The organism is Paraglaciecola sp. L3A3 (assembly GCF_009796765.1).
GTDB lineage: Bacteria > Pseudomonadota > Gammaproteobacteria > Enterobacterales > Alteromonadaceae > Paraglaciecola.
The window spans coordinates 1,898,113-1,923,115 of record NZ_CP047023.1 but is presented as its reverse complement, the minus strand read 5'-3'; the positions used below and the strand labels follow the sequence as shown (position 1 = coordinate 1,923,115).

Sequence of the window (25,003 nt, the reverse complement as noted above, 5' to 3'; positions counted from 1 at the left end):
AAAGAAGGAATGGCAGTTAGCCAAACTGTTGTAAAGTTACAAGTTTTTAGTAAAAAAGCTAATTGAGTTATTTATGTAAGTAAGTTTTCAACAAGTATATTGGTAAAACTACAATTCGAGAAAATAGTGGATTTTGCCGAGGGATAATGACTATATATTTGGCTGAAAAATGAAATTAACTTTCATGAAAAAAAACAAAAAAATATAGCAGTAGATAGTAAATAGAGGCTAGGAAATAGAACAAACAAAAGATCAACGTCTATGACAACGGCTGACTTATGGGCGACCCCACTGATTGGATGGCAAAGTATAGATTGATGGAATAATGAGCCGTAAAAAGCAAGTTGTGCCACCACTACAAGACTCGCTTGCATAACAGCAGCAGATAACACATAAAATTGCAGAGTGCTGCAGACATAAGCTAAGTATTGAGTTTTACTCTACATAACATGATGATTATGTATGATAAATTTGTGTTTCATCAGAGGCTCGGAAATATGTTCAAGTCATTATTAATACTTATATTTCTGCAAACCACACTGCTGTCATTTACCGCCCAAGGCAAGAAATCAGAGGTAGTGTTAAATGTGGGAGTTCCAGAATTTCCACCTTTTGCACAAGTAAATGAGCATGGGCTGTTGGTTGGTACTGTAGTTAACTACTTTGAGTTACTAGCAGAAAAAACGGGCATAGAGTTTAAGTTAGTCCCCTACCCTTACGCACGTATTGTATTTGGTATTAAACAAGGCACATTAGATCTCACTCTTATTTACAAAAATACACAACTAGAAGATTATGCTGATTTCATCGGGCCTATTTCTAAAGCCAAAGTTATAGTACTACCTCAATTAGGTAAGGAACTTAGTAGCTATAGTCAGTTGCACCTTTTAAAACAATTTGCAGTGATTCGTTCTGCCAGTCTATCAAAAGCGTTTGATCGTGATTTTCAATTACGCAAACTTGAAGTTAGAAATTATCAACAAGGTATTCAACTACTTAGCTTGAACAGAGTAGATGCGTTAGCCGGCTCTTTGGTTGCTATTGAATACAATGTCGCAGCGTTAGGGAAAAACATGAACGAGTTCGGTCGACCATTCAACCTTTCTGAAAAAGAAATATGGTTACACTTTTCAAAAAAATCCGCACATAGAACTTTAATTAGTAAGCTTAGAGCCGAAGTCAAAAAACAATACAAACCAGATTTAATGTACCAAATATATCACCAGTACCAAGCAAAGCATTGAATAACAAAACAAAGCGCGGACTTAACTTACATGTAGAATTACTTTTAACTGCACAATTTAGTGAACCAAAGCCCTATGAATAAAGCGATATCATCTGACATCAAAATTGGCGTAAGCAGCTGTTTATTAGGCGAAAACGTACGTTTTGATGCCGGCCATAAAAAAAATGCCTTTATCACAGGCGTATTAAAAGATTATTTTCAATTTGTACCATTTTGCCCCGAAATGCATATAGGACTTGGTGCTCCTAGAGAAACTGTAATGGTCAACTAATTTCGGAGAGATTTTAAGCCGCATTTTTAAGTTCATTATATTTCTGATGTGGTGTCATATAATCTAAGACAGAATGCCGACGTTTATAGTTATAAAACTGAATATATTGTTCAACTTCGCATATCACTGATTGATGGTTTAAAAATGAAAGGTGATTCAGTCTCTCCGTTTTTAAACTTCTAAAAAAACGCTCCATAACGGCGTTGTCCCAACAATTTCCACGGCGACTCATACTAGGTGTGATATCTAATTGAGCAAGCCGTTCTCTAAATGATATAGCTGAATACTGGACACCTTGATCTGAATGGAACATTAACTTATGTGTGTTGGGTGCTTGACGTTTTATTGCATTATTCAATGCTGTTTTTGTCAATTCCGCGTTAGGCTTTGTCGATAATGCATAACCCACGATTTCTTTAGTTGATAGATCTAAGACACATGCTAAATAGCTCCAGCCATGATGATGTCTGATATAGGTTATATCGCCAACCCAATGAGTATTATAGGTATCAGGACTAAATTGTCGCTTGAGTAAATTGGGCGCATATTTATGTTCAACACCTGAATCTGGATAATAATGTTTCTTCTTAGGCCTAATCGCCTTTATGTTTAGTTTTTTCATGAGTGTAGCCGTTTTATATAAACCAATGTTGTGGTCTAGCGCATTCAGTTCAACCTGCATTCTGCGCTTACCATAAGTATTTCCTGTCACTTCTGCTATCGACTGAATCGATGATGCAATATCATCGCTATTAGGAGGCCTAGGGTGGTAATAATAACGGCTACTACTCACTTCAAATAAACGACATAACTCGGTGGTGGTATAGCCAAGTTGAGCTTTCTTCATTTCTTTCATTACATTAAGTCTGGATTGTTGCGTATGAAGAAAGCGGTGGCTTTTTTTAATATTTCATTATCCCTTAATGCTCGCTTAAGTTGCGTTTCTAACGCTTGGATCCTTTGCTGCTCATCTGTTAATGCCTTGGTGTTTTCTGGTGTAACACCCTGCAACTCAGATTGATATTGACGCTTCCAACGTGATACGGCTGATCTGCCTGCACCTGATATTTCTTCAACCTGTTTATTGGTATACCCATCTTCTACCATCAATTTGGCGTATTCTAATTTCTGTTTCGGGGTGAAGGTTACTTTTGCTTTTCTAGTCATGTTAATACCTACGAGATTTTGTTTATTTTAAGCTATAAATCTCTCCAGTTTCATTAAACCATTACAGATGCAGGTAAGTGCAGCGAATAATCTTAGTGTACGCAGTACATAAATAAGCGAAGCGCATGCTTTAGCATGCACTTATGCAATAAGTTTAACTTTTTTGATTAAACTTAATCGACACAGAGTTCACACAATAACGCTTTCCTGTAGGTTTAGGACCATCGTCAAACACATGTCCTAAATGTGCATCACAATGCTTACAGACAATTTCAATACGCTGCATAGCTAATGAGTCGTCACTGTGATATTCAACGTTTTGCTCTGCACTTTGTGCTGAAAATGAAGGCCACCCACAACCTGAATCATATTTATCCGTTGAATCGAAAAGTTTGTTACCACAACAGGTGCACGTATAGTCCCCCATGTCTTTAACATCTAACAAGCTGCCAGTAAAAGGCCGTTCGGTACCTTTTTGTCGGCAAACTCTGAACTCTTCATCAGTGAGTTTTTCGCGCCATTCTTGATCTAATAATTTCATATATTCAATCCTCTGCTACACATTTAAACACACAAATACTGCGACCTGCCTGTAGGTGTTTATGTCTAATTTTTACATCTGGTTGTTCAGACCATTTGGCATAACGAGTATCAAGTTTAATTTGCCAACTATCGCCTTTACAAAAGGTAGGTAAATGGAAGCAAACATCATGGTCACTGGCATTAAAAATTAATAACCAATGTTCCTGGTGTGATGAGCCTTCAATTTCACGTCCTCTGAGCTCCAAAGCAAAAGCTTGATTATTATGATCTTGCCAATCGTCTTCAACTTTACGTTCACCGTCTGGACGGTACCAATAAATTTTTTCTACGTTATGTCCATTTATATAACCATCATCTTTCAAATTTAAATGATGCAACATTTCACTTTCTTTACGTAGCTTAATGATTTGCTGACAAAAGATTAAAAAATCTTGTTGTCTTTCATTTAACGACCAGTTTAGCCAATTAATTTCATTGTCCTGACAATAAGCATTATTATTGCCTTGCTGTGTGCGGCTCAGTTCATCACCACCTAAAACATGTGGCGTCCCCTGAGATAACAATAAAGTGGCAAAAAGATTCCGTTTTTGTCTTTCTCGTATTCTTAAGATCTCTTTGTCAGTTGTTTCGCCTTCAACACCATAATTTGCCGACAAATTATGCCCATGACCATCCCGGTTTTGTTCACCATTGGCTTCATTATGACGTTCTGCATAGGTGACCATGTCATGTAAAGTAAAACCATCATGGTAACTGACATTATTCACTGAAGTTAAAATCGAACGGTTTTCTTGAGAGAAGACGTCTCTTGAGCCTAATAAACGGGTAGCAAAGTCACTCGTTTGGCCTTTATCTCCACGCCAAAAAGCCCTAACGGTATCGCGAAATTTATCATTACATTCAAGCCAATTTGAAGGAAATTGACCTAAACGATAGCCACCGTGGCCAATATCCCATGGCTCGGCAATTAATTTGCTAGTAATTAACACAGGATCTTGACGAATGGTTCTAAAAAAACCAGAAAGAGTTGAAAACTCATAAGGGTCACGGCCTAAACTAGCGGCTAAATCAAATCTAAAGCCATCTACGCCCATCTCTTGCACCCAATAACGTAACGAGTCCATGACCATCTTTTGTACATAAGGAAAAGCGGTGTTAACACTATTACCACAGCCCGAATTATTGACATATTTACCATAATCAATTGCGCCATAGTCATTGCGTTCAAACAAATAACATGACGAATTATCGAATCCTTTAAAAGACAAAATTGGCCCATCAGCTCCGCCTTCTGCAGTATGATTAAACACCACATCTAAGATCACTTCAATGCCAGCTTGATGCAGACTATCCACCATGCTTTTAAATTCGGCTACCGCATCGTTTACTACATATCTAGGATCAGGACAAAAATAATTAATGGGGTTGTATCCCCAATAATTAGTTAAGCCTTTATTAGTAATAAAGGGCTCTGGCATAAATGCCGACACAGGCATTAATTGAATAGCGGTTATACCCAAAGATTTAAGATGTTTAATAACCGATGGATGAGAGACACCTAAAAACTTCCCTTTATGTTTAGCCGGTACATCAGGATGTAACTGGGTTAAACCTTTTACATGAGCTTCATAAAGAATAGTCTGCTCAAGGGCGATTTTAGGTTTCTCTATTCTATTTTCTGTTTTTTTAGGTGCTAGCACTATGCCCTTAGGGATCATAAATTGGCTATCACCTTGATATTGCTTTTTATTCCAAACAAGTGGTCTGTTCAAAGCTTTGGTGTAGGGATCGATCAACAGTTTGTCGTTATCAAACTTCAGGCCCATATTGGCTTGGTTTTCTCCTACAACTCGATAAGCATATAACTGACCCTCTGTGATATTTTCAATATAACAGTGCCATACTTTGCCGGTTTTAGCTGGCATGGGAATAACAGCAATTTGCTCTTCTGTATTTTGGTCAAATAAACACAGTTCCACTCCATCAGCATTAGGACAATGCACAGCAAAATTACATCCTTTATTGCTAATATTAGCGCCTAATGGATGGGGTTTCCCTGCATGGGCATGATAGGTAGAGGTCACAAAAATTATCCTTTAAAAATTATAAATAAACTAGCTAATGGGGGTAACGGCAGAGGAATAGAATAATCTTGATTATTCCAAGGTAATGCTTCCGCTTCAGATTTTTTATTGGTTTTATATCCACTTCCCCAATACTTTTTATCATCAGTATTCAAAATTATTTGATACTGACCTTCATCTTGTACCCCTAACCTGAAGTCATCGTAGGTAATAGGAGTAAAGTTTGTTACTACATAGACTTTTTGTTGTTTTGATTTTCTGAGCATAGATAAAATACTCTGATCAGCATTTCCATGATCTATCCACTCAAAACCTTGATGCTCATGTTCCATTTCATACAAAGCCGGATATTTGGCATACATTTTATTTAGGTCACGATATAAATTTTGGATCCCTTTATGTTTATCAAACTCCAACAAATGCCAATCAATAGAACTATCATGATTCCACTCATGTGATTGACCAATTTCATTGCCCATAAAGTTTAATTTTTTACCTGGATGGCCGTACATAAAGCCAGCATAAGCTCTCACATTAGCAGCTTGTTGCCATTCATCACCTGGCATTTTACGCAATAAAGATCCCTTACCATGTACTACTTCATCATGTGAAATAGGCAAGACAAAATTTTCATCAAACGAATAAACTAAACTAAATGTAATTTCATTGTGGTGATAACGGCGGTAGCAAGGATCTTTAGCAATATAATGTAAAGAATCGTTCATCCAGCCCATATTCCATTTAAATCCAAAACCTAATCCGCCTTCAAAAACAGGACGAGACACTTTAGGAAATGAGGTGGACTCTTCAGCAATGGTGATAGCGTTAGGATATTTATCGTAAACCTCTTTATTCATCCATTGTAAAAAACTGATAGCTTCGTAGTTGTGATTGCCACCGTCCACGTTAGGGATCCAATCGCCGTCTTCTCGAGAATAATCTAAGTACAACATAGACGCTACGGCATCGACTCTTAAACCATCGATATGGAATTTATCAAGCCAATACAAGGCATTAGCCACTAAAAATTGTCTAACTGTGTCTTTACCAAAATCATAAATACAAGAGTTCCAATCAGGATGCCAACCTTTACGGGGATCCTCATATTCGTAAACATGTGTACCATCAAACCTTGCCAGACCATGACCATCTTCAGGAAAATGGGCAGGTACCCAATCAATCACCACACCTATGCCATTTTGATGGCACTGATCAACAAAATATTTAAAATCATCTGGACTACCGAAACGACTAGTTGGCGCAAACAGCCCAACAGGTTGATATCCCCAAGAACCATCAAATGGAAATTCAGAAACAGGCATAATTTCGATATGAGTATAAGCCATGTCTTTCACATAAGGGATTAACTCATCAACCAATTCTCGATAAGTTAAAAACTCTTTACCTGATTCTTTATCTGGTCTTTTCCATGAACCTAGATGCAATTCATAAAAGCTCATAGCTTGTTTATATTTATCTTTTTTGGCCTTTTTCAACCAAGCATTGTCTTGCCATTGATAACTATAATGATCATATACAACCGAACTTAAAGACGGGTATTGTTCAGCAGAAAAGCCAACAGGATCCGCTTTATGAGGTAAATCAGCTCCCCCAGCATCTTTAATTTGGTATTTATATTTTGCACCAGCGGCGACATTAGGCACGACTAAGACCCAATAACCAAAATCCGTTTTTTGCATAGGCAAACAAGAGCCATTCCAATAATTGAAATCTCCAACCACTGAAACCGCACTAGCGTTAGGGGCAAATACGGCAAAACGTGTAGCTTGAATAGGTTGTGAAAGACCAACATCAAGAGAAATTAATTGTGCGCCTAATTGCTGATATATATTTTCTGGACTGTGATCAACATAATGAACAGCGTGGTATGCCTCATCTTGAAATTGATAGGGATCTATAATCTGATACTCGCCACCTTCATTGATTACAGAAAAAGCGTATGCAGCTGGCGCTTGGTCTAATTTGAATGAGCCTCGAAATAAATAGCTATCTGAGACATTTTTTAAACTACCCATTTTTTTGCCTGAGCCAAGGTCAATCACTGTAACCTTATCGGCCCCGGGGATCCAAGTAGTAATAATAAATTGAGAAGATGATTCTTGAAAATGAGCACCCAAATGGGTAAAAGGAAAGGTACAACGGGCTTGAGATAGTGCTTGTTCTAATTGCATATTTTCGCCTTGAATTGAATAGCTCAGCTAAATAGCTGAGCTTTATAGAAAGTTAAATTATTCTGAAGCTTTCTTTCGAACCTCAGTTAAATTAGCCGCTAACTGATCTAATGATGCATCAGTAAATATGTCTTGTAAATTACGTGTTAATTTTCTACGCCAATTTGGATATTCATTAAAAGTACCAGGTACATTAACGGGTTTATCCATTTGTAACCAATCTTCTAATTGTAAACTTAACAATTCACTTGAACCGGCTGCCATATGTAACTGCATCCCATGATTTAGCGACTGGCTCATACCAACATAATTCACATCGCAACTAATTTCATCACTTATTGAGTTATGACCATGTAATGTATCTAAAATTGCTTGTTTATTTTCATGACGACTAGCATACAAATCCTGCAGAATATCTTCTGTAGGATACAAGCCTAATTCTTTGCCTAATTGCAAATCATGACAATGCCAAAATCCTGATAAGGTGGGCATATCATGAGTTGTCAGAGTCGACATAGATTGTGTAGGGTAATGCTTAGGCGAATAAAAGCCACCATCCTTTGCTTGTTCAAAAAAGAACACACGATAAGAATAAACACCGTTATCTGCCAGTTTTGCTCTAATTTCTTCGGGTACAGTTCCCAAATCCTCACCAATCACCATACTTTGATGGCGGTGGCTTTCTAATGCCAGAATAGCTAATAAGTCATCCACTGGATAATAAACATAACCACCCGCTTTAGCGCTTTCTCCTTTAGGTACCCACCAAAGCCTCAGTAATGCCATTACATGGTCGATTCTCAGGGCACCAGTGGCATGCATATTAGCATTAAATAAATCAATGATAGGTTGATATTGTTGTTGATATAAGACTTCCGGATCCATAGGAGGTAACCCCCAAGTTTGGCCTAAAGGTCCTAATACATCAGGAGGTGCACCAACACTTGCTGTTGTGCAATATAATGCTTTATTGCCCCAAACTTCTGCGCTGCCTTCACTCACCCCCACAGCTAAATCACGGTATAAGCCCACATGCATTTCATTATTCATGGCAACATCATTGGCTTTTTCAAACTGCAATGCGGCTTGCCACTGTAACCACGAATAAAACTTCACTCTAAGTGCATGTTTTTTAGCAAATGTTTTAACTTTAGGGCTTGTGTAATCAGAAAATTCAGTAGGAAAGACAGGCCAACCCCAGTTTTCTTTACCTTGGCTAGCTAAATGTTCTTGTAACGCATCATATACAGCTAATGTTTGTAGACTATCGCCACCATCAGCCACAAAACTTTTAAAAGCTTTATTAATTTTACTGTTACTCGAAAGATGCTTTTTATTTTGATACTCAAAAATACTTTCTAATGCTTTGAGTTTTAATTCTGTCACCGTTTTATAATCAACTTGCTCTGACTCACGAGCTGCGGTAAGTTGCTGTTGAAAATCAAGGTGATTAACAATATTTTGCACAGATGTCTGTTCATAGCCGTCTAAGGCGGTGACATCAATATAAATAAAGTTCAACCAGCGACGAGATGATGGTCCATAGGGACTACAAATATCAGGGTTAGCTGGGTAAAGCGCATGAATAGGATTTAAACCAATAAAATGGGCACCTTGTGCCGCAGCTTTTTCGACTAAATAACTGAGATCAGTAAAATCTCCGACTCCCCAGTTAGAATCACTTTTTAAGCAATATAACTGTACACTTAAGCCCCAGACCTTTTGCCCTTCTAATAACGCCTTCGGTTTAAAACAAGCTACGGGCGCCATAATTAAACGCATAGTGGCTAACTCGTCATCATCAATAACTAAGGCAAGTGAGTGATAACCTAGTGGTAATGCTAAGGGTAAATCAATAATGTATTCTTGAAATTCAACATCTTGAATATGACAAACATTGGCTAACTGACCATCAATTGGCGAAAACTCATAAGCTATAACCTCACCTTGCTCAGTGGTTACTTTAGCCAAATAGTTATCTGTAACTAATTCAATGGGTAGACGCACAACAATTTGTAAACTTTGATTATTGCGTACCACCTGGACAGGATTTAAAGGTGAAAGCCAAGTTTTATGAGTCGAATCTTCTAATTGTTTCTCAAGCAATTCTGGTTTATCAACTTGATACCCCATTACCTGTAACAATTTTTGCTTAGTACTATTATCAATAGTAGTAGGTTTGCCCCAAGCATCAGTGTAATTTGACTCAATTCCACAGCAAGTCACTAGATGATCAATCAATGAAGCCGTCATATTGTTTACCCTTTTAATTTTAATAAGACCATTATCTTTGAAAAGATCATATTTACAATGTCGAATATGCTTTTTATTAGAGACTATTAAAAATTGCTTTAATTAAATCAATTTGGCCCAGCTGGATTTGTATATAAAACATACGATTAGAAGTAATAAAACAAGCTTTAGTAGGATCTATAATCAACAACTGTAATTAAATAACATATTTACTGGAATATTTTGCCTTATTTGTCCATATAGTCCATAATTTTGTAATTATATTTCAGAGGGGGAATATTTTCCTTCTGTCCCGCCAATTAATCGAATTATAGAGGATCAAGGCATGACAATTAAGGTAGGCATCAACGGTTTTGGCCGTATAGGTAGATTTGTATTCAGAGCAGCATGTGAACGTAACGATATCGAAGTAGTAGGTATAAACGATCTACTAGATGCGGATTACATGGCTTACATGCTTAAATATGACTCAACTCATGGAAAATTCAACGGTACCGTTGAAGTTGTTGATGGGCAATTAGTTGTAAATGGAAAATCAGTCCGTGTAACTGCTGAACGTAACCCAGCTGACTTGGCTTGGGATGCAATCGATGTAGACGTAGTAGTTGAATCGACGGGTCTTTTCTTAACTGACGAAACTGCACGTAAACACATTGCAGCTGGCGCGAAAAAAGTTGTGTTATCTGCTCCATCTAAAGATGATACACCTATGTTCGTTATGGGCGTAAACAATGATGCTTACGCAGGACAAGACATTGTTTCTAATGCTTCTTGTACGACTAACTGTTTAGCTCCTTTAGCTAAAGTACTTAACGATAACTTCGGTATCGTTGATGGACTTATGACTACTGTTCATGCAACCACAGCGACTCAAAAAACGGTTGATAGCCCTTCTTCTAAAGATTGGCGTGGTGGACGCGGTGCGTCTCAAAACATCATTCCTTCATCAACTGGTGCAGCTAAAGCTGTTGGTAAAGTTATTCCTGAACTTAACGGCAAATTAACGGGTATGGCTTTCCGTGTACCTACTGCCGATGTATCTGTTGTTGATTTAACTGTTAACCTTGCAAAACCAGCTTCTTATGCTGAAATTTGTGCAGCCATGAAAAAAGCCTCTGAAGGTGACTTGAAAGGCATAATGGGTTACACAGAAGAAGCAGTGGTTTCACAAGACTTTATTGGTGACGTACGTACATCTGTATTTGATGCAACTGCTGGTATCGCATTAACAGATACTTTTGTTAAATTAGTTTCTTGGTATGACAACGAAATCGGTTACTCAAATAAAGTACTAGATTTAGTTGCCCACATCAGTAAATAATTCAAAAGCATCAATCAGCCGTTTAAATTAGCGGTAAAATGATATAAAAAAGGCGACCCACTTAAGTCGCCTTTTTTGATCCAAAATCACTATTAGGAAGCCAGCATGTTACTTACCGACTCAACCATTATTATCACTCGTTCTAACATACAAATACTGCAAATTGACAATGCTTTAGCCACAGCAGAAATTTCTTTATTTGGTGGGCATATTCTTAGTTTTAAGCCTAAGCATGATAATAGAGAACGCCTGTGGTTAAGCTCTAAAGCTATACTCAACGGTAAAAAAGCCATACGTGGTGGAATACCTATTTGCTGGCCTTGGTTTGGTGATCATAAAGATAGTCAATATTCTGCCCATGGGTATGTTCGAGATCAACAATGGGAAATTATTAGTAGTCAAGATACGCCTAAAGGAACACTAGTGAGTATTAAACCGTCATCAAGTCAAGGAGAAGGTTTTGCAGGTAATACCCAATTAGTACTAGATGTATTGGTGGGAGACACGCTTAGTATTCAGCTAAAAACGAAAAATATCGGCTCTGAGGCTTTTAAATTTAATTGTGCTCTACATAGTTACTTTACTGTTTCTGACATTAACCAGTGTCAGCTTTCTGGATTGTCAGGAAAGTATCTAGATAAAACCCAAGGGTTTGATAGTTTTGACACCCCTACTCCATATTTTTTTACAGAAGAAACCGACAGAGTTCATCTGGATAAAGCCCCCAAAGTCGATATTTTAGATGGCACTCAAATTACCACTGTTAACTCCCGTGGCCACGACAGCATGATAATTTGGAACCCTTGGCAAGATAAATCTATTGCTATGGCTGACATGGCAGACGACAGTTACCTGACTATGCTTTGTGTTGAAACCGCTATTACTCAAGGCGAAATAGTGAAAGCAGGCGACACTCATACTCTAGAGCAAATAATCAGTTAGGTATTAGCAAACAAAAAGGGCAGATTAAATCAATCCGCCCTTTTATATTTTTAATTCAGTTACGAAAAAAATGCTTAGAAACGGTAACCTATACCTAAAGCAATCACTGGATACATTTCAAACTCAGAGATATCTTCTTCAAGGTTTGCCACTTCCGTGTCTATTTCAGCGCGAAATGTTTGTGCCTCTGCGCTAGAGCCATTTACATCAAATGATGAGCCTTGACCATCTGCACGAACAGCCGTACCGCTATAATCTAACTCCACTTCAGGAGCGCCAGAAAACAACACACCTAACTCAAATGAAAACATAAAACCAGAGGGATCAGAATTGCCCCAACCTAAACCAAAGTAACCTGCTGTCCCAGAACCTAAAGTAACAGATGTTTGTAATCTTAATGGGTCGCTACTACTACCACGGTATTCTTGGTCACCAATTTCAAATTCATCAGTGCCATCACTTTCTGCACTACCTCTCAGTTCATTACTATTTGAGTATGCACCACCGGTAAAACGGAAGGTACCAGCAAATGGACGCCAATCAACTAATAAACCATAAGTAGATAAATCTAGTTCCCCCGTGTAATCAATTCCATCTTCTTCAAAATCATCGTCGTAAGCATAACTATTACCTTGCAACCTAACATTAAAGTAATCGTTAAACCGGTAATCTAGTTCAAGCCCTGGACCTAAAGTACCAACTTTTGCACTAAAACCTAAACCAGAGTTATCTTCCTCTTCGGCCATAGCATTAAATGACAAACAAGCAGCTAAACATGTTGCCGCAATTAAAGATTTCGATTTAAGTATGTGTGTGTTCATTATGATCCCTTCAGTTTAGTTAAAATTATATAAACCATTGTTAAATAACAAAATTAATTCTGAGCTAAAATGTAAAACATTATGAGTTAAAAATACATTATATTTTTTAATAACTTTGTATCGTGCGAAAGAAGCAACACTAACCAAGTTGCTTCTAATGAATATAAGACTAACTGATAAGAATATTATTCGAGCAAACCAAAAGTGATAGTTGTTGAAGATCTTGTTGGATAACAACACAAGGTGTATCTAACAATAACTCGCAGAATTTTTTAGGGGTTCTTTTTAAGTTAGCTAGCCATTTTTCACAGAAGTTTTGAGTCAATCTCCCTTGGCACTTTTTTTGCTTTCTAGGAACTAAGACTTTTTGAGTATGTGAATTATCTATGCGTCAATTATTAATGGTTTTGCCATTCATTATATTTTTATCTAGTTGTGCCCTAGCTGAGTTGGATCAAACAAACAATAATGCACAACTGACTGACAGAAACAACCAAACACAAAACTCTTTGCATAAACATGTAGAAAAACTTGCAAGACAGTTACTTAGCACCTCTCAAATGATAGACAATAATGGCACAGTTGCAGTCGGCACCATTTTACCGGCTTTGGGTATCAGCGGCGAGGCTTTGCCTCAACAACAAGCTTTCGGAATTCAAATCCAAGAAAGTTTAATGACTTTTGCCACTCAGGCAGGCTTTAAAGTAGTCGAATATAAAACTATGCCGTCAATTAAAATTACAGCCACCGCTGACAAAATGTTAAGCAGAGATTTACAAGACTTAAATAAAGACATTGCAGCTGACTTTTTTTTGACAGGTACTTATACCCCTCAAGAAAACAGCACTGTAGTTAATATTCGTTTAATACAACTGCCTGAAAATATCGTGCTTGCCGCAGCCACAGATTATGTGCCAAACGATGCCATGTGGAGTTCTTCAAAAGTGACCCTTAAAAACAACCAAATTTATCGCAACGGCTATTAGGAATAATCATGATACTAAAAACATTGCCTCTACTAATAAGCTTAACATTATCAGGTTGTGCGATTTTCGGATCAGAAGAAATGACTGATGAAAACTCCAACTTTGACAACCTTTCGCAAAGACATAATATTAGCTCATCAGAGCAAAATGCAGATCCATTGCAATCTAGCCTAATGTTTCAAAAACAATTTAACAATAATGTTAGGACTGAACACAAACAATCCATGCAAACAGAGCAACAAGCCGAAACCCAAGCTAATCAGCATAACAAAAAACTTCCGCAACAAGTTCAATATGCAGACACACATAATATTAATTACTATGTTCGCGGTTTGATGCAAGATTTAATGGCGAATCTAGAGTATGTAAACGAAACCACACCAGTAGCTGTGACAAGTTTTGTGATGTTAAACAGTGATTATAATCAAGCCAATATTCTTGGCATACAAATAGCCGAAAGTTTAATTCATGAAGTACATAAATTTGGAATACCCGTCATTGATTTTAAAACAACAGGTTATATTAGGGTGACCGAAAAGGGAGACTTTGCCTTTAGTAAAGATTACGAAGAGTTAAGCGAAGAAATGCCAGCTCGTTATATAGTCGGCGGTACTATGCTAAAAATTAATGATGGTTATTTAATCAATGCCCGTATTGTAGGAATTAAGTCACAGGCAGTTGTTGCGTCTGCACAAAGCTTAATACCGAACCATATATCCGAACCAATTTTAATACAGGCTGCATCACGACCTTTAATCACTTTAAACGAGACTGTTGATATAGATAAAGTAGCATTAACTAATGGGAAAATGGTCAAAAACACCTCATTGAATCAGGTGAGATTAATTCCAGAATAAAATTTGAATATGATCAACTCATATTCCCCATAAACATTACTTGGAAAAATACCATGTTAAAACTAACAAGATTAATCACTATTTCACTGTTATCAACATTAAGTGCTTGTAGTAGTTTAGGCTTAACACAGAAAACTGACGAAAGACTTTGCGCTGATGATCTTGGCACTTTTCATACATGCCAAGATATGAAAATACCAACAGAAATTGCTGACTCACCTGCTAAAGAGCATAGCCGCAGTTTACATTTTAATATATTAAGCGAATATACCGAACAGATGGCTGCAGAGTTGAAAAACGACGTGCGAGGTATGGAGGTTGTTCAATCCATAGTCGTTGCCTCTTTTGTTCATTTAGACTCGTCATTACAAAACACCGATACGTTAGGTATACAATTAGCCGAAGCTTTTATCAACGATTTACAGCAAATAGGACTACCCGTTGCCGATCATAAAGTAATGGGAGTATTAGATGTTAATGACAAAGGCGATTTTGTATTTTCACGCAATATGGAGCAGTTTTACAACCCAGTGGATATTGGTTATGTGTTAGCTGGCACCATGCAAAAGAATAGTCGAGGTTTAATTGTTAATGCACGGATTATTAACTTCACCACTAATAAGGTAGTGGCGTCTTCATCCAAATTTCTGCCTAATATAATCACCAATAATTTATTGTAAACAATTTCTAAAATAATAATTACTGGTGAAGATGTTATTGAAAGAAGTTTAATAATAAAAAATGATTAGCAATCTGCAGTACACAAATACTAATAGCTAAATACGATTATAAACCAAAGTCTTCAGGGCGTTTACTTGCATACAAATTATAATCATCAATAGTGTCTATTTCTATCCAACTACCTGCCACTAATTCAACTTCTACTTTATGATTATTAGCTACTTGCTGAATCAAGTCTGTCAGATACATATTTTTACTTTTATCACTGTTACAGTTTTTTATGTAATCAGCTAATAACGTGGTTAGAAATAGCGTATCAACTTTTATCATACCCATATACTGAGCCTGTACTTGGCTCAAAGAATCAGGGACTTTTCCAATATCCTGTAATTGTAAATTTTCATCAAACTGAAAAGTTTCCGCATCCGTCAAGGGATCTTCCAACCTTTGTGACCACAATTCTAACCAATCAGTATTACCCAACACCACCATTTTAGCGTCCGAGGATGAATCGATTAAAGATGCTAAATGTGCATCAGAATAAGCTACATCACCATATAAAATAAGCGTGCTTTTTTCAGTGCATGGCTGCAAATTCACTAACATTTTGCTTAAACTAAACACCATATTGGTCGAGTCAAATTCCTCATTAAAAACAGTATCTACACCGATTTTTTCAATTTTTTCCTTACAGTAGCCAGTCACCACTGTAATATCCGTCAAACCAAATTTTTTCAGTTGCTCCAATTGACGAACCAACAATGACTTTCCCCAAATACTGACCAGTGACTTAGGAGTTTTCGCAGTCAGAGGACGAAGTCTCTTACCTTCACCTGCAGCTAAAATTATCGCCTTCATGAACTAAATACCTGTTTGAAAAAATCAATATCTCTTTGTTGAAATGGTTGATTACGCTCTGGATGCCACATAATACCGTAAATGTTTTTATGGATATGTTTAACCGCTTTGATTACACCATCTTCACTCATCGCCCAAGGCTCTAAAGGTAGTTGGCAACTTTTCGCACCCAAATTATGGTATGAATTAACCGACCTTTGTTGTCCGTCTATATTAATGACTTGGTGTTTTCTGACATGTCCGGATACTGGACCTAAGGACTGCTGGTATGCCAATTGAATGCTTTGCATTCCCCTACAAACACCTATTAATGGTTTGTCATATTGAATCGCCCAGTCAATTAGGATTGCATCGACTTGGTCACGAGCAGCTGAGTTACCTCCACACTGCACTGGGCTATTGCCACCAGTTAATATTATTCCACTGAAAACAAACTGCTCGAGATAAGTTTTAATAAGGCTGGGATTGTTAGGCATTAAAATCGGTGTTAAGCCGCATAAAAGTAAAAACGGCAACCATTGTTGGTCTAGCCCATCTCTGATTTCATCATAATCTGCTGGGCAATCGGCACGCATGGTAATTCCAATCAATGTCATCGTAATACCACCACTTTGCGATTTCCTGCATCCAAATCCAATAAATTGGCTTTCATCCATTTATTATATAGCACGTCCCCTGCCCCTATCACGCTGGGAATGCCTAACTCTCCAGCTCGAATTGCCATATGACTATTAGCTCCTCCATACTTAGTGATTAAACCACTGATATTATGGGAGAATAACCAATCAAAACCTGGATCCGCTGCAGGAATAAAAACAATTTTTCCTGCTAAATTATCAATATCATCTAAGTTACAACAAGTCTGAGCTACTACCTTTAGTAAAGTAATAAAGTTAGGTTCTCCTTCAGGCATTTTAAAACAATAGACATCATCGGCTTCAGTTATTAGAGGCGGTAGAATAAGAGTTTGCGTATCTCGATATAAGAGTTTGCCTTCAATAATGGAGTTAGTCATTAAGGTTTGAATATCATCTGATGAAGAATAGGCTTTATATAAGGAAGATAAATCGCAATACGCCATATCATCTTTACTAAACCCAATTTCGTTTCCGAGTTGTTCTACCAAATAAATGGCATCACTTAGGCTCTGTGAAAATACAAACTTCGCATATTCCCTGCCTTCAATCGCCCCCTTAATAAACCTAAACAAAGATATAACGTCATGCTCAATACCCTGAGTTTCAAGTTTTGTTTTAAGTTCTTCCAATTGTTTTAAACTTAATGAAAAGTCTTCACAAAGCTGATGTTTGCTGTGATTATCATTTCCATTAAAATACTTTTCTGGTGCTTGGTCGTAACGAGGCGACAAAATATCGTAGGTACCAGGACGCAGGTGGCCATACTTTTCTAAAAAAGCCTTAAAAGACAAATCTAGTTTGTCTTTGGCCATATTTGAACTAACTGTTTCCAACGAACGCATAAAATTTTCATAATTATCATCCGATAATATGCCCTCAGACACCATAGATTTTAATATCTGAACGGCAATAAAACCCGCTCTAGCTAAACCTGCAAATGGCAAAGTACCATAACGTTTACAGTCCTCTAATAACCAATATACCTTCTCAACTGAGGTCAAATCGCTATCGATAATAGTTTGGCGTCGTGCAGGTAAGGATTCAATTTTAAGGATATCCTTAGTCCATAAACCATTCGGGTTAATTATATTATTGGTCAATTTTTTGAGGGAATTTGTAAGTTGAGCAATTTCATTTTTATCAAAACCGACTTTAGATAACACTAGCAATCGTTTATCAATATCCAATGTAAAACACGAGAAAATAATATCGAATTCGACTTTATCGTGCTTTTCCGGACTTCTTTGTAATTGCTCAATATAATAATTGACCAGTTTTTCTGCCAGTGGATGCGGTATATCAGCGGGTACAAACGAATTGAAGCTAACCCTAACATCAATATATGGTAACCCCGCCAAACTAATCAGTAGTGGGAAACTGCGCAACTGCTTATAGCCATAATTGTTGCGCTGATAAGCCCAGGTCGAATTAGTTACCAGCTCTTTGTATAACGATAGCGCGAGTGGATTTGGTCTAATACCAATAATTTCTGCTGGGTTCCAATCAGGCATAACACCCAAAAGAGTTTTTGCTCCATTTAAATAAGGATGGGGCTTACTCAAACGGCTGATAGTAGTGTGTACTCGTTCTAATAATTGCTGATGCCTAGACAAAGATCCAACAATTGGCAATGCACTCTCATTTACTAATATTAGTGGCCTAACTTGAAATAAATACAGTTTTTGCTGCTTATCAAAAGCAAACTCTATATCCAAACTATCATTGGAAAATTGCAATTCTAACTCTGCACACAGCGCAATTAAGTTAGTCACCCAACCTGGATTAGTACCGCTCGCTTGACACTTTGCAACGTAAATCAACTCTTCATTTAAACTACCTGACGTAACAGATTCTGTACTGCCACTTTGTGAATAATTAATTACGTAATAGGGAGAGTGCGTAGATGGCTCTTTAGTAAATACCACACCACTAAGAACCACGTCGGTCAACATAGGTTGAATAAAAATTTGATCTTTAATATTTTTTTGGTCAAATGAAGCAACAACCTTACCAATGGCAGCCTCTAATTCGGACCGCCCACTAACATTTAGAACTGAGTCAAAATGACCTGCAAGTGAAGCTTTTTGTCCATCTTCCGCCAAACCACTGCTGCGAACCACTAAATTTGTGTCTGACCAATCCGTTTGCAAATAAAACCTGTCTAACAGAGCTGTGGCACATCTTAGCCACATGGCAAGGGTAAAACTAAATTGTGGCAGCACTATTGCCGCTTCTAGTTGCCCTTCAAGATTCTTTAAAACATCGGCTTTACTTAGTTTCATATCATTTATTGACTTTTGCCGCCCAAGCACGAGTTTGATAGGTCGTTTCTATAAAAGGTAAATCAACTACTTTTGCTTCTACGTATTTCATAAAGTCGGCAAAACATTGCTCGCCTGCCTGCACTCTAATATCGTTTACTGACCACCAAACACCTATATATTCCTCTGGAGTCTGTTGCACTACGTGTCGACCCTCTAGATACAAAACGTCAGAAAACTGCTCACAATCATTGAGATTATTTAGGAGGGTGTCAGTAAAAGTCGCTCTCCCAGATGATACTCGTTTAATATGAGGAGCCATTTCATATAAGGTCTGCTCAATTTCAACTAATAGTGGATTAGCCTCTAATAATCTCGGATTCCATAGCGCACAAAATATCCCCTGATCACGTAACACACGACTAAACTCGGCAATACCCTTATCAAAATCCACCCAATGAAAAGACGAGGCCATAGTTAATATATCAGCAGAATTATTCGGCAAGTTAGTTGTCTCACCATCGCCCTTAACCCAATTAATACTGGTTGCTTCAGAATCTTTTATTCCAAAACTGCGCATGTCATCATTTGGCTCTACCGCCGTTGCCGAATTCAAACCTCGTAAGGCGACCATCCTAGTCCAAATACCGGTACCTGCGCCTACATCTACATAATCTATATCTTCGACAGGTTTATTAGTTATTCCTAATAATGCGTCTAGAATAAAGGGCGAATAAGCAGGTCTGAATTTAGAATAATTTTCAGCTAAACCGGTAAAGTCACCTAATTTTTTCGTCATAGGAATGTCTACTCTTTAATTAAATTTAAAATTTGATCGGCTAATGATTCTGGACTGACTTCTCCATCATTCACTAATACTAAATCAGGTGATTTTGGCTCTTGAACAGCAATATCAAAGCCAACAATATTCACAGCATTATCTGTTTCTGCATCGGAATATAAATTCTTTTGATTACGTTGATGTAAAACTTCTGGTGACACTTTCACATATACTTCAAGATAACTTGAGATGTTTTGCGCATTCCAAGCTCTAACGTCATCAAACATTGAAACTGTGGCGCAAATCGCGACTGAACCTTGATTTGAAAACATTTGCCCTAAACGTCCATAGGTAAATGCAATAGATTTGCGACTCTCTAGATCATAGTTATTTTGCTCTAGTGCCGCTCTCAATTTATCGCCGTCAAGCAATAAACTTTGTTTATTTAAGGCACGTAATTTATAAAGCAAAATTTGACCTATAGTCGTTTTTCCCGCCCCGGGTAGACCTGTTAACCAAATTACCATTTTAAATAGCTATACTTGAAATAAACACGATCTAAAAGCCCCACTTTGCTTGCACTTCTGGGTGGTAACGTTTAAAAATCTCCATATCGTCCTTTAATGTATCCTTGATAAAATCAATATCTTGCTCTCTTAAGTTTACTAGCTTGTTTGCTTCGATTTTTTGAGCAATGTCTTCTGCTTGCTTTGCCCAAACAGGTAGAATTTCACCCAAAATATCCTGAATTCCTTCACTGACCATTTTTCTAGTTTTAAAAGACAATTTATTAAACTCATCATTACTCTGTGCGCCAAACAATAAGTCACCATCCATAGGCGGCAACGTGGGGCATAACTTATAAATTTTTTGAGTATCATGAATGGTAACCCAGGGTTTAATTCCTTTGTCGTCATGAAAAAATAAATTAACCGGTGCCATGAATACTTTTACTGTTTCTCCATTAAGCTTAAAATGCAGACCTCGGCTTAGCAGCTCTCGAGTATAGTTGTTTTGGGGCTGTTGTATCATTTCACCTAAATCATAATCATCCACACCCAAAAAATTAAAAATTCCTGCCATGGTGTTATGCACGTTTGTATTTGACAACGAAGGAAAATCGATCAGTTTGATATTACTACTACCCTTGTAAAAGGTTCTGCATTGCATACCAGATTTAACTGTCGCAAAATGTTGCGGGTATTGTTCGAATAGCCCCTTCGCAGTAGGAGGAATTTTCCCCCACCCTAAAATACCAATTTCAGCACTTGCATTAATGTGATTGATCCAGCTTTTAACTTGTTCCATTGGGTTTCTCACCAAATGAAGAAGAGCATCTGTTTTGATGTTATTAAGCTTTGTTAACGCCCGTCTATTTTTTTTATCTAAAAACACTGGGCTATGAATAATAATCCCGTTTACCTTCTCAGAGTGGTCTGCTCCTTCTAAAAGTTTCGCAATATTTTCTTTAGGGTCAGCAAATATTCTTGCTGCTTCCTTAAATGAAGGTAAACAAATTTCAGGGTGGTTATTTATAAACCTGTTCATCGCTAACGTACCAACTCGGCCCATAGATACAACTTTAAATTTTTTACGCATATTCAGACAATTCACTTAATCATTAAGACAATACTAAAAAGGCATGTGCAACTTAAACACATCTTTTATTGCTTGTTAACGGTAATAAGACCCAAAAAATTAAACAACTTAACAGTCTGCCTAGCATGAAGCATGCCAGAACACAGTTCCTATATACTTTCCTTCAGAAATTAAGCTCATCACTATTCTTGACATAAATTGGGCATAAAATTACCGCTAAAAGTCCAATTGGGTGAAATTTTGCCGTTGATGTCTGGTTTTCAAGAAATTGAGAGTCGTCAAGAAATAGAAAATAGGCTTTAATATACTATCTGTAGGGTACTACATAGCCAATTATGGTTTTATTCTAAACTTTTGTTGTTTGGCATTTAGCTTGCTTTAGCTTAAAAAAAACCAATAACCAAGACAAACTTGAAAGTCACTTTGAAATTAGCCTGCTAATAAATTTTACATATAAGAATCATACCTATGTTTAGGATTATATACTGTATTTGAGTCAAAATGTTTGAAAATTACTAGGTAATAATCGAACATATTTTGTCTATATCAAAAAGCAGAAAATCTGTAATAACTGCTTTCAAAATCTAAATTAATAAAATTAATAAAAAAAAAACTAATTTTTAACTAATTACGGTCGATAAGTATTTGAGAGCAATGATACCCTACATTTTAGAGTGGTGCAGGGGCAGTAAGCATTTTATGAGTTAAGTTAAATTGACAGCTTACGGTGGTATTCTCTAGTTTTTCTAAAGATTTACTCATGAGAGCCGTTAAGGCTAATATGTAACCTTAGGGTTATATCATTGAAACCGTTAATTGATAAGCATCACAATGTAATGCTGTTACAATTAACTCAAATTTGTTAAATAGGAGTGTTGCTATGCAACCAAATAAAACAAAACTGGCGCTTCAAATCGGGGCTGTTGTATTAGGGGCAGCGTGCGCTTCTAATGTTTATGCCGATTCCTTCAACCTAACGGTAAATACAATTGCCGACGTAAGTATCGATGAAGTTACTCCCTTGGACTTCGGAACTTCGATCCTAACTGACGAATTAGTCTCTTGTAGATTAAGCGGCGAATTTCCGGCACCAGCCACAGTACTCTCTGATGGAACTTGGGCTGCTGGTTCTGGTTCAGACGCTCCTGGTGCATTGACAGGTGCAGGTTGTGTTACAGGAAACGCTGGTACTCCCGGATTATACACAGTAACTGGTGAGCCAACTCTCTCAGTTAATATCACCCTTAACTCTGAAGCTCAAACAGACAACTTTACGTTTTCTCCAGACAGCGCATGTGCAGTTGACTACGACAATGCTTCTACTGCGGCAAGTGGTGCCGAGCTATGCGGTGCACTAACGGTGGGCACTCCGTCAGCTGTTAACCTACCAGGCGCATCTGATGTTTTAGCGTTGACAGGGCCGGGAGCAGCAGCAGCAGGAGGAATCGGCTACTTTAGCGTCGGCGGCACCATATCTACACTAGCTGGGGGGCTTACCTCTGATACTCCCTACACTGCAACCTTTCTTGTGAATGTCATTTATTAATTGGTATTAATTTAAGATACAACACAATTATTTAGTATTTGGAGTTAAAGATGAAAAATAAAATATTTAAAATTGCGGCGGTAGCACTATTGCCCATAAGTGCGAGTACTTTTGCTGCTGATGCACAGTTTACTGGTACATTTTCGACTATTAAAAATGTATCCATTTCAGAAACCACGTCTATGGTCATTAATGGTCTGCATCCCGCAGCAACTTCGAAGTGTAACATGGCTCTGCCAAATGCTACTAATGCATTCCCTGGTGAAACTGTTATGAAAATTGCAAATGTAACTGCACCCTATACGCTAAATGCAGCTGCCGGTTCTGGCGCTATGTCGACTGACACTGCTGGTTGCTCGAGTGCAGTACCCGGTGTTGTGGGTATTTATGAAATCGATGGCGCAGAAGGTGCAAAAGTGAAGATTACATTGGAAGATTCAGCTTCCGCTGGTGGACTAATATTCACTGCAGCAGGTTGTGTAAGCGATTATGATGGTGATCCAGACGGCGACGTATGCACTGACGTTGATGCCAATGCTACAACTTCAGACATACAACTAGCGAGCGCTGGTGACCTAATAACAAGTGCAGGACAAGGTACTCCTGAAGTAGGTAAAGCTGTATTGGCACTAGGTGGTTCTGTTATAACATCAATCGGTTTGACGGCAGCCAAGCCCTATGTAGTGCCTTTTGATGTAGTAGTAACTTACTAATTAGTTGACTCTCAACGAATTGGTTTTTAGTATAAAGCCATGATAGTGGTATCACTATCATGGCTTTTTTAAGGAATAAAAATGTACATTACAAGTAAAAATAACAGATTATATTTAACCCTAGTGTTGAACTTGTTATTTCTCACGTCATTTACTAGCAATGCTATGAGTCTATCTACTTATAGAATTTATTTAGATAATGATAACAGTACGGCTTCATTTGTGATGTACAACAAATCAATAGTTGCGGAATCTTGCCAGTTAAGTTTAGTGCATAACGATTTTGATGAAACCGGTCAACTAACACAGCTAGATGACGATATTGTGCCTGAAAATTCGGCAAAACCTTGGATCCGTTTCTCGCCTAAAAATTTCACTGCTGATGGTCGGTCTCCACAAACAGTGCGTTTTACCCTAAGGCGTAAAGCTAACACCCAACCTGCTGAGTATCGTTCTTACTTAGAAGTATATTGTGACCAGGTAGAAGATACTACGCCAAAATCTGCGACGACTTCTGAATTACCTACAATTGGCGTCAAGCCACGATTAGTACAAAATGTGCCTATTGTTGTGCGTACCGGTAAACTAAACGCAGAAATTAGCTTTAGTAAAATGTCAATTGATAATAAATATGTTCATTTTACAGTTAACAGAAAGGGTGATCGTTCGGTGTACGGTGACATAGAGCTTGTTAATAAAAATAATGGCGAAGTATTAGGTTTTACTAGCAATAACTCTTTATATACAGAAACAACATCAACTTCCCACAAACTAGGATTCAAAAACATTCCTGTTGACCAGTTAGCATTGCGTTTTGTTGAAGATAAAAAATACGGCGGCACAATAACTCACCAACAAGATGTCATCATTGACTAGTCGCTCTTAAAAAAATCTGCTGATTATCTAGTTATATGGCATGAGATAGCCCTTATGTCATATGATAAAAACTGCAAATATCAATCCTATGAAATCTGCATATTTCTACTCTCCCTTCAGGTCAGACTTTAAAAACATTTCCTATGCTTAAGTAATTGGCATGAAAATCGCTTTGCAAAGAATTGAATGACAATACTTTGGCGCCGCGACTATTCATATGAAATTTTTTGTTTATTTTCTTCTGTTTATAATTATGACAATGAATTCTGTTTATCTACGTGCAGAATCATTACGTCAAGTACAGTTAGATGAAGAGCAAATTATACTAGTAGATGTGAGACTCAATAACACAACCATCACTCGTTCG

General features: G+C 37.5%; 22 protein-coding genes. 10 read left to right on the top strand and 12 right to left on the bottom strand.

What is annotated here, in order from left to right:
• Positions 1-497: 497 nt before the first annotated feature.
• Both GQR87_RS08000 and GQR87_RS07995 read left to right on the top strand, forming a co-directional pair.
• Positions 498-1,244 (top strand): transporter substrate-binding domain-containing protein, encoded by a 747-nt coding sequence (locus tag GQR87_RS08000; protein ID WP_158968211.1) that lies wholly within the window; start codon positions 498-500, stop codon positions 1,242-1,244.
• Between the two features lie 75 nt (positions 1,245-1,319).
• Complete coding sequence (locus GQR87_RS07995) at positions 1,320-1,517, top strand: DUF523 domain-containing protein (protein ID WP_158968209.1); 198 nt, start codon at positions 1,320-1,322, stop codon at positions 1,515-1,517.
• A 13-nt stretch (positions 1,518-1,530) separates the two neighbouring features.
• Here GQR87_RS07995 and GQR87_RS07990 read toward each other — a convergent pair.
• From GQR87_RS07990 to malQ, 5 genes are all read right to left on the bottom strand, one after another.
• Positions 1,531-2,684 (bottom strand): IS3 family transposase gene (locus tag GQR87_RS07990; protein WP_158966521.1). Its coding sequence is split into 2 segments (ribosomal slippage): positions 1,531-2,411 and positions 2,411-2,684, totalling 1,155 coding nucleotides; the frame shifts between segments, so codons are not numbered across the junction.
• A 154-nt stretch (positions 2,685-2,838) separates the two neighbouring features.
• Entirely contained in the window at positions 2,839-3,225 is a 387-nt protein-coding gene (msrB, locus tag GQR87_RS07985; RefSeq protein WP_158968207.1) for a peptide-methionine (R)-S-oxide reductase MsrB, read from the bottom strand.
• 4 nt (positions 3,226-3,229) lie between these two features.
• On the bottom strand, positions 3,230-5,311 hold the full coding sequence (glgX, locus tag GQR87_RS07980; protein WP_158968205.1) for a glycogen debranching protein GlgX: 2,082 nt from the start codon (positions 5,309-5,311) through the stop codon (positions 3,230-3,232).
• Between the two features lie 5 nt (positions 5,312-5,316).
• Positions 5,317-7,503 (bottom strand): 1,4-alpha-glucan branching protein GlgB, encoded by a 2,187-nt coding sequence (gene glgB, locus GQR87_RS07975; protein WP_158968203.1) that lies wholly within the window; start codon positions 7,501-7,503, stop codon positions 5,317-5,319.
• A gap of 57 nt (positions 7,504-7,560) precedes the next feature.
• A complete protein-coding gene (gene malQ, locus GQR87_RS07970; protein ID WP_158968201.1) occupies positions 7,561-9,756 on the bottom strand; it encodes a 4-alpha-glucanotransferase in 2,196 nt (731 codons plus the stop codon).
• A 325-nt stretch (positions 9,757-10,081) separates the two neighbouring features.
• On the opposite strand from malQ, the gene gap reads away from it, so the two are divergent.
• Together gap and GQR87_RS07960 are read left to right on the top strand one after the other, a co-directional pair.
• Positions 10,082-11,077 (top strand): type I glyceraldehyde-3-phosphate dehydrogenase, encoded by a 996-nt coding sequence (gene gap / locus GQR87_RS07965; RefSeq protein WP_158968199.1) that lies wholly within the window; start codon positions 10,082-10,084, stop codon positions 11,075-11,077.
• A 105-nt stretch (positions 11,078-11,182) separates the two neighbouring features.
• A complete protein-coding gene (locus GQR87_RS07960; protein ID WP_158968197.1) occupies positions 11,183-12,019 on the top strand; it encodes a D-hexose-6-phosphate mutarotase in 837 nt (278 codons plus the stop codon).
• 74 nt (positions 12,020-12,093) lie between these two features.
• Here the strand turns inward: GQR87_RS07960 and GQR87_RS07955 are convergent, their stop codons facing one another.
• On the bottom strand, positions 12,094-12,840 hold the full coding sequence (locus GQR87_RS07955; protein WP_158968195.1) for a hypothetical protein: 747 nt from the start codon (positions 12,838-12,840) through the stop codon (positions 12,094-12,096).
• Between the two features lie 386 nt (positions 12,841-13,226).
• On the opposite strand from GQR87_RS07955, the gene GQR87_RS07950 reads away from it, so the two are divergent.
• Genes GQR87_RS07950 through GQR87_RS07940 form a run of 3 tightly spaced genes read left to right on the top strand, consistent with a single transcriptional unit; the run spans position 13,227 to position 15,363 of the window.
• Positions 13,227-13,826 carry a FlgO family outer membrane protein gene (locus tag GQR87_RS07950; protein WP_233267428.1) on the top strand — a complete coding sequence of 200 codons (600 nt, stop codon included), beginning with the start codon at positions 13,227-13,229 and terminating at the stop codon, positions 13,824-13,826.
• An 8-nt stretch (positions 13,827-13,834) separates the two neighbouring features.
• Entirely contained in the window at positions 13,835-14,683 is an 849-nt protein-coding gene (locus tag GQR87_RS07945; protein WP_233267427.1) for a FlgO family outer membrane protein, read from the top strand.
• 53 nt (positions 14,684-14,736) lie between these two features.
• Positions 14,737-15,363 carry a FlgO family outer membrane protein gene (locus GQR87_RS07940; RefSeq protein ID WP_158968193.1) on the top strand — a complete coding sequence of 209 codons (627 nt, stop codon included), beginning with the start codon at positions 14,737-14,739 and terminating at the stop codon, positions 15,361-15,363.
• 106 nt (positions 15,364-15,469) lie between these two features.
• Here GQR87_RS07940 and GQR87_RS07935 read toward each other — a convergent pair whose 3' ends face one another.
• The 6 genes from GQR87_RS07935 to GQR87_RS07910 are packed head-to-tail and all read right to left on the bottom strand — an operon-like array spanning position 15,470 to position 21,501.
• Positions 15,470-16,222 (bottom strand): NTP transferase domain-containing protein, encoded by a 753-nt coding sequence (locus GQR87_RS07935; protein WP_158968191.1) that lies wholly within the window; start codon positions 16,220-16,222, stop codon positions 15,470-15,472.
• On the bottom strand, positions 16,219-16,818 hold the full coding sequence (locus tag GQR87_RS07930; protein ID WP_158968189.1) for a gamma-glutamyl-gamma-aminobutyrate hydrolase family protein: 600 nt from the start codon (positions 16,816-16,818) through the stop codon (positions 16,219-16,221). Before GQR87_RS07930 ends, GQR87_RS07935 begins: the two co-directional genes overlap by 4 nt.
• On the bottom strand, positions 16,815-19,142 hold the full coding sequence (locus tag GQR87_RS07925) for a PEP/pyruvate-binding domain-containing protein (RefSeq protein ID WP_158968187.1): 2,328 nt from the start codon (positions 19,140-19,142) through the stop codon (positions 16,815-16,817). The genes GQR87_RS07930 and GQR87_RS07925 overlap by 4 nt, the downstream gene beginning before the upstream one ends.
• A gap of 1 nt (position 19,143) precedes the next feature.
• Positions 19,144-19,920, bottom strand: a complete 777-nt coding sequence (locus GQR87_RS07920) for a class I SAM-dependent methyltransferase (RefSeq protein WP_158968185.1) — start codon at positions 19,918-19,920, stop codon at positions 19,144-19,146.
• An 8-nt stretch (positions 19,921-19,928) separates the two neighbouring features.
• Positions 19,929-20,429, bottom strand: coding sequence for an adenylyl-sulfate kinase (locus tag GQR87_RS07915; protein ID WP_158968183.1), 501 nt, complete (start codon positions 20,427-20,429; stop codon positions 19,929-19,931).
• A 31-nt stretch (positions 20,430-20,460) separates the two neighbouring features.
• Complete coding sequence (locus tag GQR87_RS07910; protein ID WP_158968181.1) at positions 20,461-21,501, bottom strand: hypothetical protein; 1,041 nt, start codon at positions 21,499-21,501, stop codon at positions 20,461-20,463.
• 1,021 nt (positions 21,502-22,522) lie between these two features.
• Between GQR87_RS07910 and GQR87_RS07905 the strand changes: the two genes are divergently transcribed.
• The 3 genes from GQR87_RS07905 (at position 22,523) to GQR87_RS07895 (ending at position 24,636) form a co-directional block, all read left to right on the top strand.
• A complete protein-coding gene (locus tag GQR87_RS07905; RefSeq protein WP_158968179.1) occupies positions 22,523-23,047 on the top strand; it encodes a hypothetical protein in 525 nt (174 codons plus the stop codon).
• 50 nt (positions 23,048-23,097) lie between these two features.
• Positions 23,098-23,760, top strand: a complete 663-nt coding sequence (locus GQR87_RS07900; RefSeq protein WP_158968177.1) for a hypothetical protein — start codon at positions 23,098-23,100, stop codon at positions 23,758-23,760.
• An 81-nt stretch (positions 23,761-23,841) separates the two neighbouring features.
• Positions 23,842-24,636 (top strand): hypothetical protein, encoded by a 795-nt coding sequence (locus GQR87_RS07895; protein ID WP_158968175.1) that lies wholly within the window; start codon positions 23,842-23,844, stop codon positions 24,634-24,636.
• Positions 24,637-25,003 lie beyond the last annotated feature (367 nt).

Excerpts from the sequence above, each read along its gene's own strand:
- GQR87_RS08000 (WP_158968211.1), top strand. The coding sequence starts at position 498 with ATGTTCAAGTCATTATTAATACTTATATTTCTGCAAACCACACTGCTG.
- GQR87_RS07995 (WP_158968209.1), top strand. The coding sequence starts at position 1,320 with ATGAATAAAGCGATATCATCTGACATCAAAATTGGCGTAAGCAGCTGT.
- msrB (WP_158968207.1), bottom strand. The coding sequence starts at position 3,225 with ATGAAATTATTAGATCAAGAATGGCGCGAAAAACTCACTGATGAAGAG.
- glgB (WP_158968203.1), bottom strand. The coding sequence starts at position 7,503 with ATGCAATTAGAACAAGCACTATCTCAAGCCCGTTGTACCTTTCCTTTT.
- malQ (WP_158968201.1), bottom strand. The coding sequence starts at position 9,756 with ATGACGGCTTCATTGATTGATCATCTAGTGACTTGCTGTGGAATTGAG.
- gap (WP_158968199.1), top strand. The coding sequence starts at position 10,082 with ATGACAATTAAGGTAGGCATCAACGGTTTTGGCCGTATAGGTAGATTT.
- GQR87_RS07960 (WP_158968197.1), top strand. The coding sequence starts at position 11,183 with ATGTTACTTACCGACTCAACCATTATTATCACTCGTTCTAACATACAA.
- GQR87_RS07955 (WP_158968195.1), bottom strand. The coding sequence starts at position 12,840 with ATGAACACACACATACTTAAATCGAAATCTTTAATTGCGGCAACATGT.
- GQR87_RS07950 (WP_233267428.1), top strand. The coding sequence starts at position 13,227 with ATGCGTCAATTATTAATGGTTTTGCCATTCATTATATTTTTATCTAGT.
- GQR87_RS07945 (WP_233267427.1), top strand. The coding sequence starts at position 13,835 with ATGATACTAAAAACATTGCCTCTACTAATAAGCTTAACATTATCAGGT.
- GQR87_RS07940 (WP_158968193.1), top strand. The coding sequence starts at position 14,737 with ATGTTAAAACTAACAAGATTAATCACTATTTCACTGTTATCAACATTA.
- GQR87_RS07935 (WP_158968191.1), bottom strand. The coding sequence starts at position 16,222 with ATGAAGGCGATAATTTTAGCTGCAGGTGAAGGTAAGAGACTTCGTCCT.
- GQR87_RS07930 (WP_158968189.1), bottom strand. The coding sequence starts at position 16,818 with ATGACATTGATTGGAATTACCATGCGTGCCGATTGCCCAGCAGATTAT.
- GQR87_RS07925 (WP_158968187.1), bottom strand. The coding sequence starts at position 19,142 with ATGAAACTAAGTAAAGCCGATGTTTTAAAGAATCTTGAAGGGCAACTA.
- GQR87_RS07920 (WP_158968185.1), bottom strand. The coding sequence starts at position 19,920 with ATGACGAAAAAATTAGGTGACTTTACCGGTTTAGCTGAAAATTATTCT.
- GQR87_RS07915 (WP_158968183.1), bottom strand. The coding sequence starts at position 20,429 with ATGGTAATTTGGTTAACAGGTCTACCCGGGGCGGGAAAAACGACTATA.
- GQR87_RS07910 (WP_158968181.1), bottom strand. The coding sequence starts at position 21,501 with ATGCGTAAAAAATTTAAAGTTGTATCTATGGGCCGAGTTGGTACGTTA.
- GQR87_RS07900 (WP_158968177.1), top strand. The coding sequence starts at position 23,098 with ATGAAAAATAAAATATTTAAAATTGCGGCGGTAGCACTATTGCCCATA.
- GQR87_RS07895 (WP_158968175.1), top strand. The coding sequence starts at position 23,842 with ATGTACATTACAAGTAAAAATAACAGATTATATTTAACCCTAGTGTTG.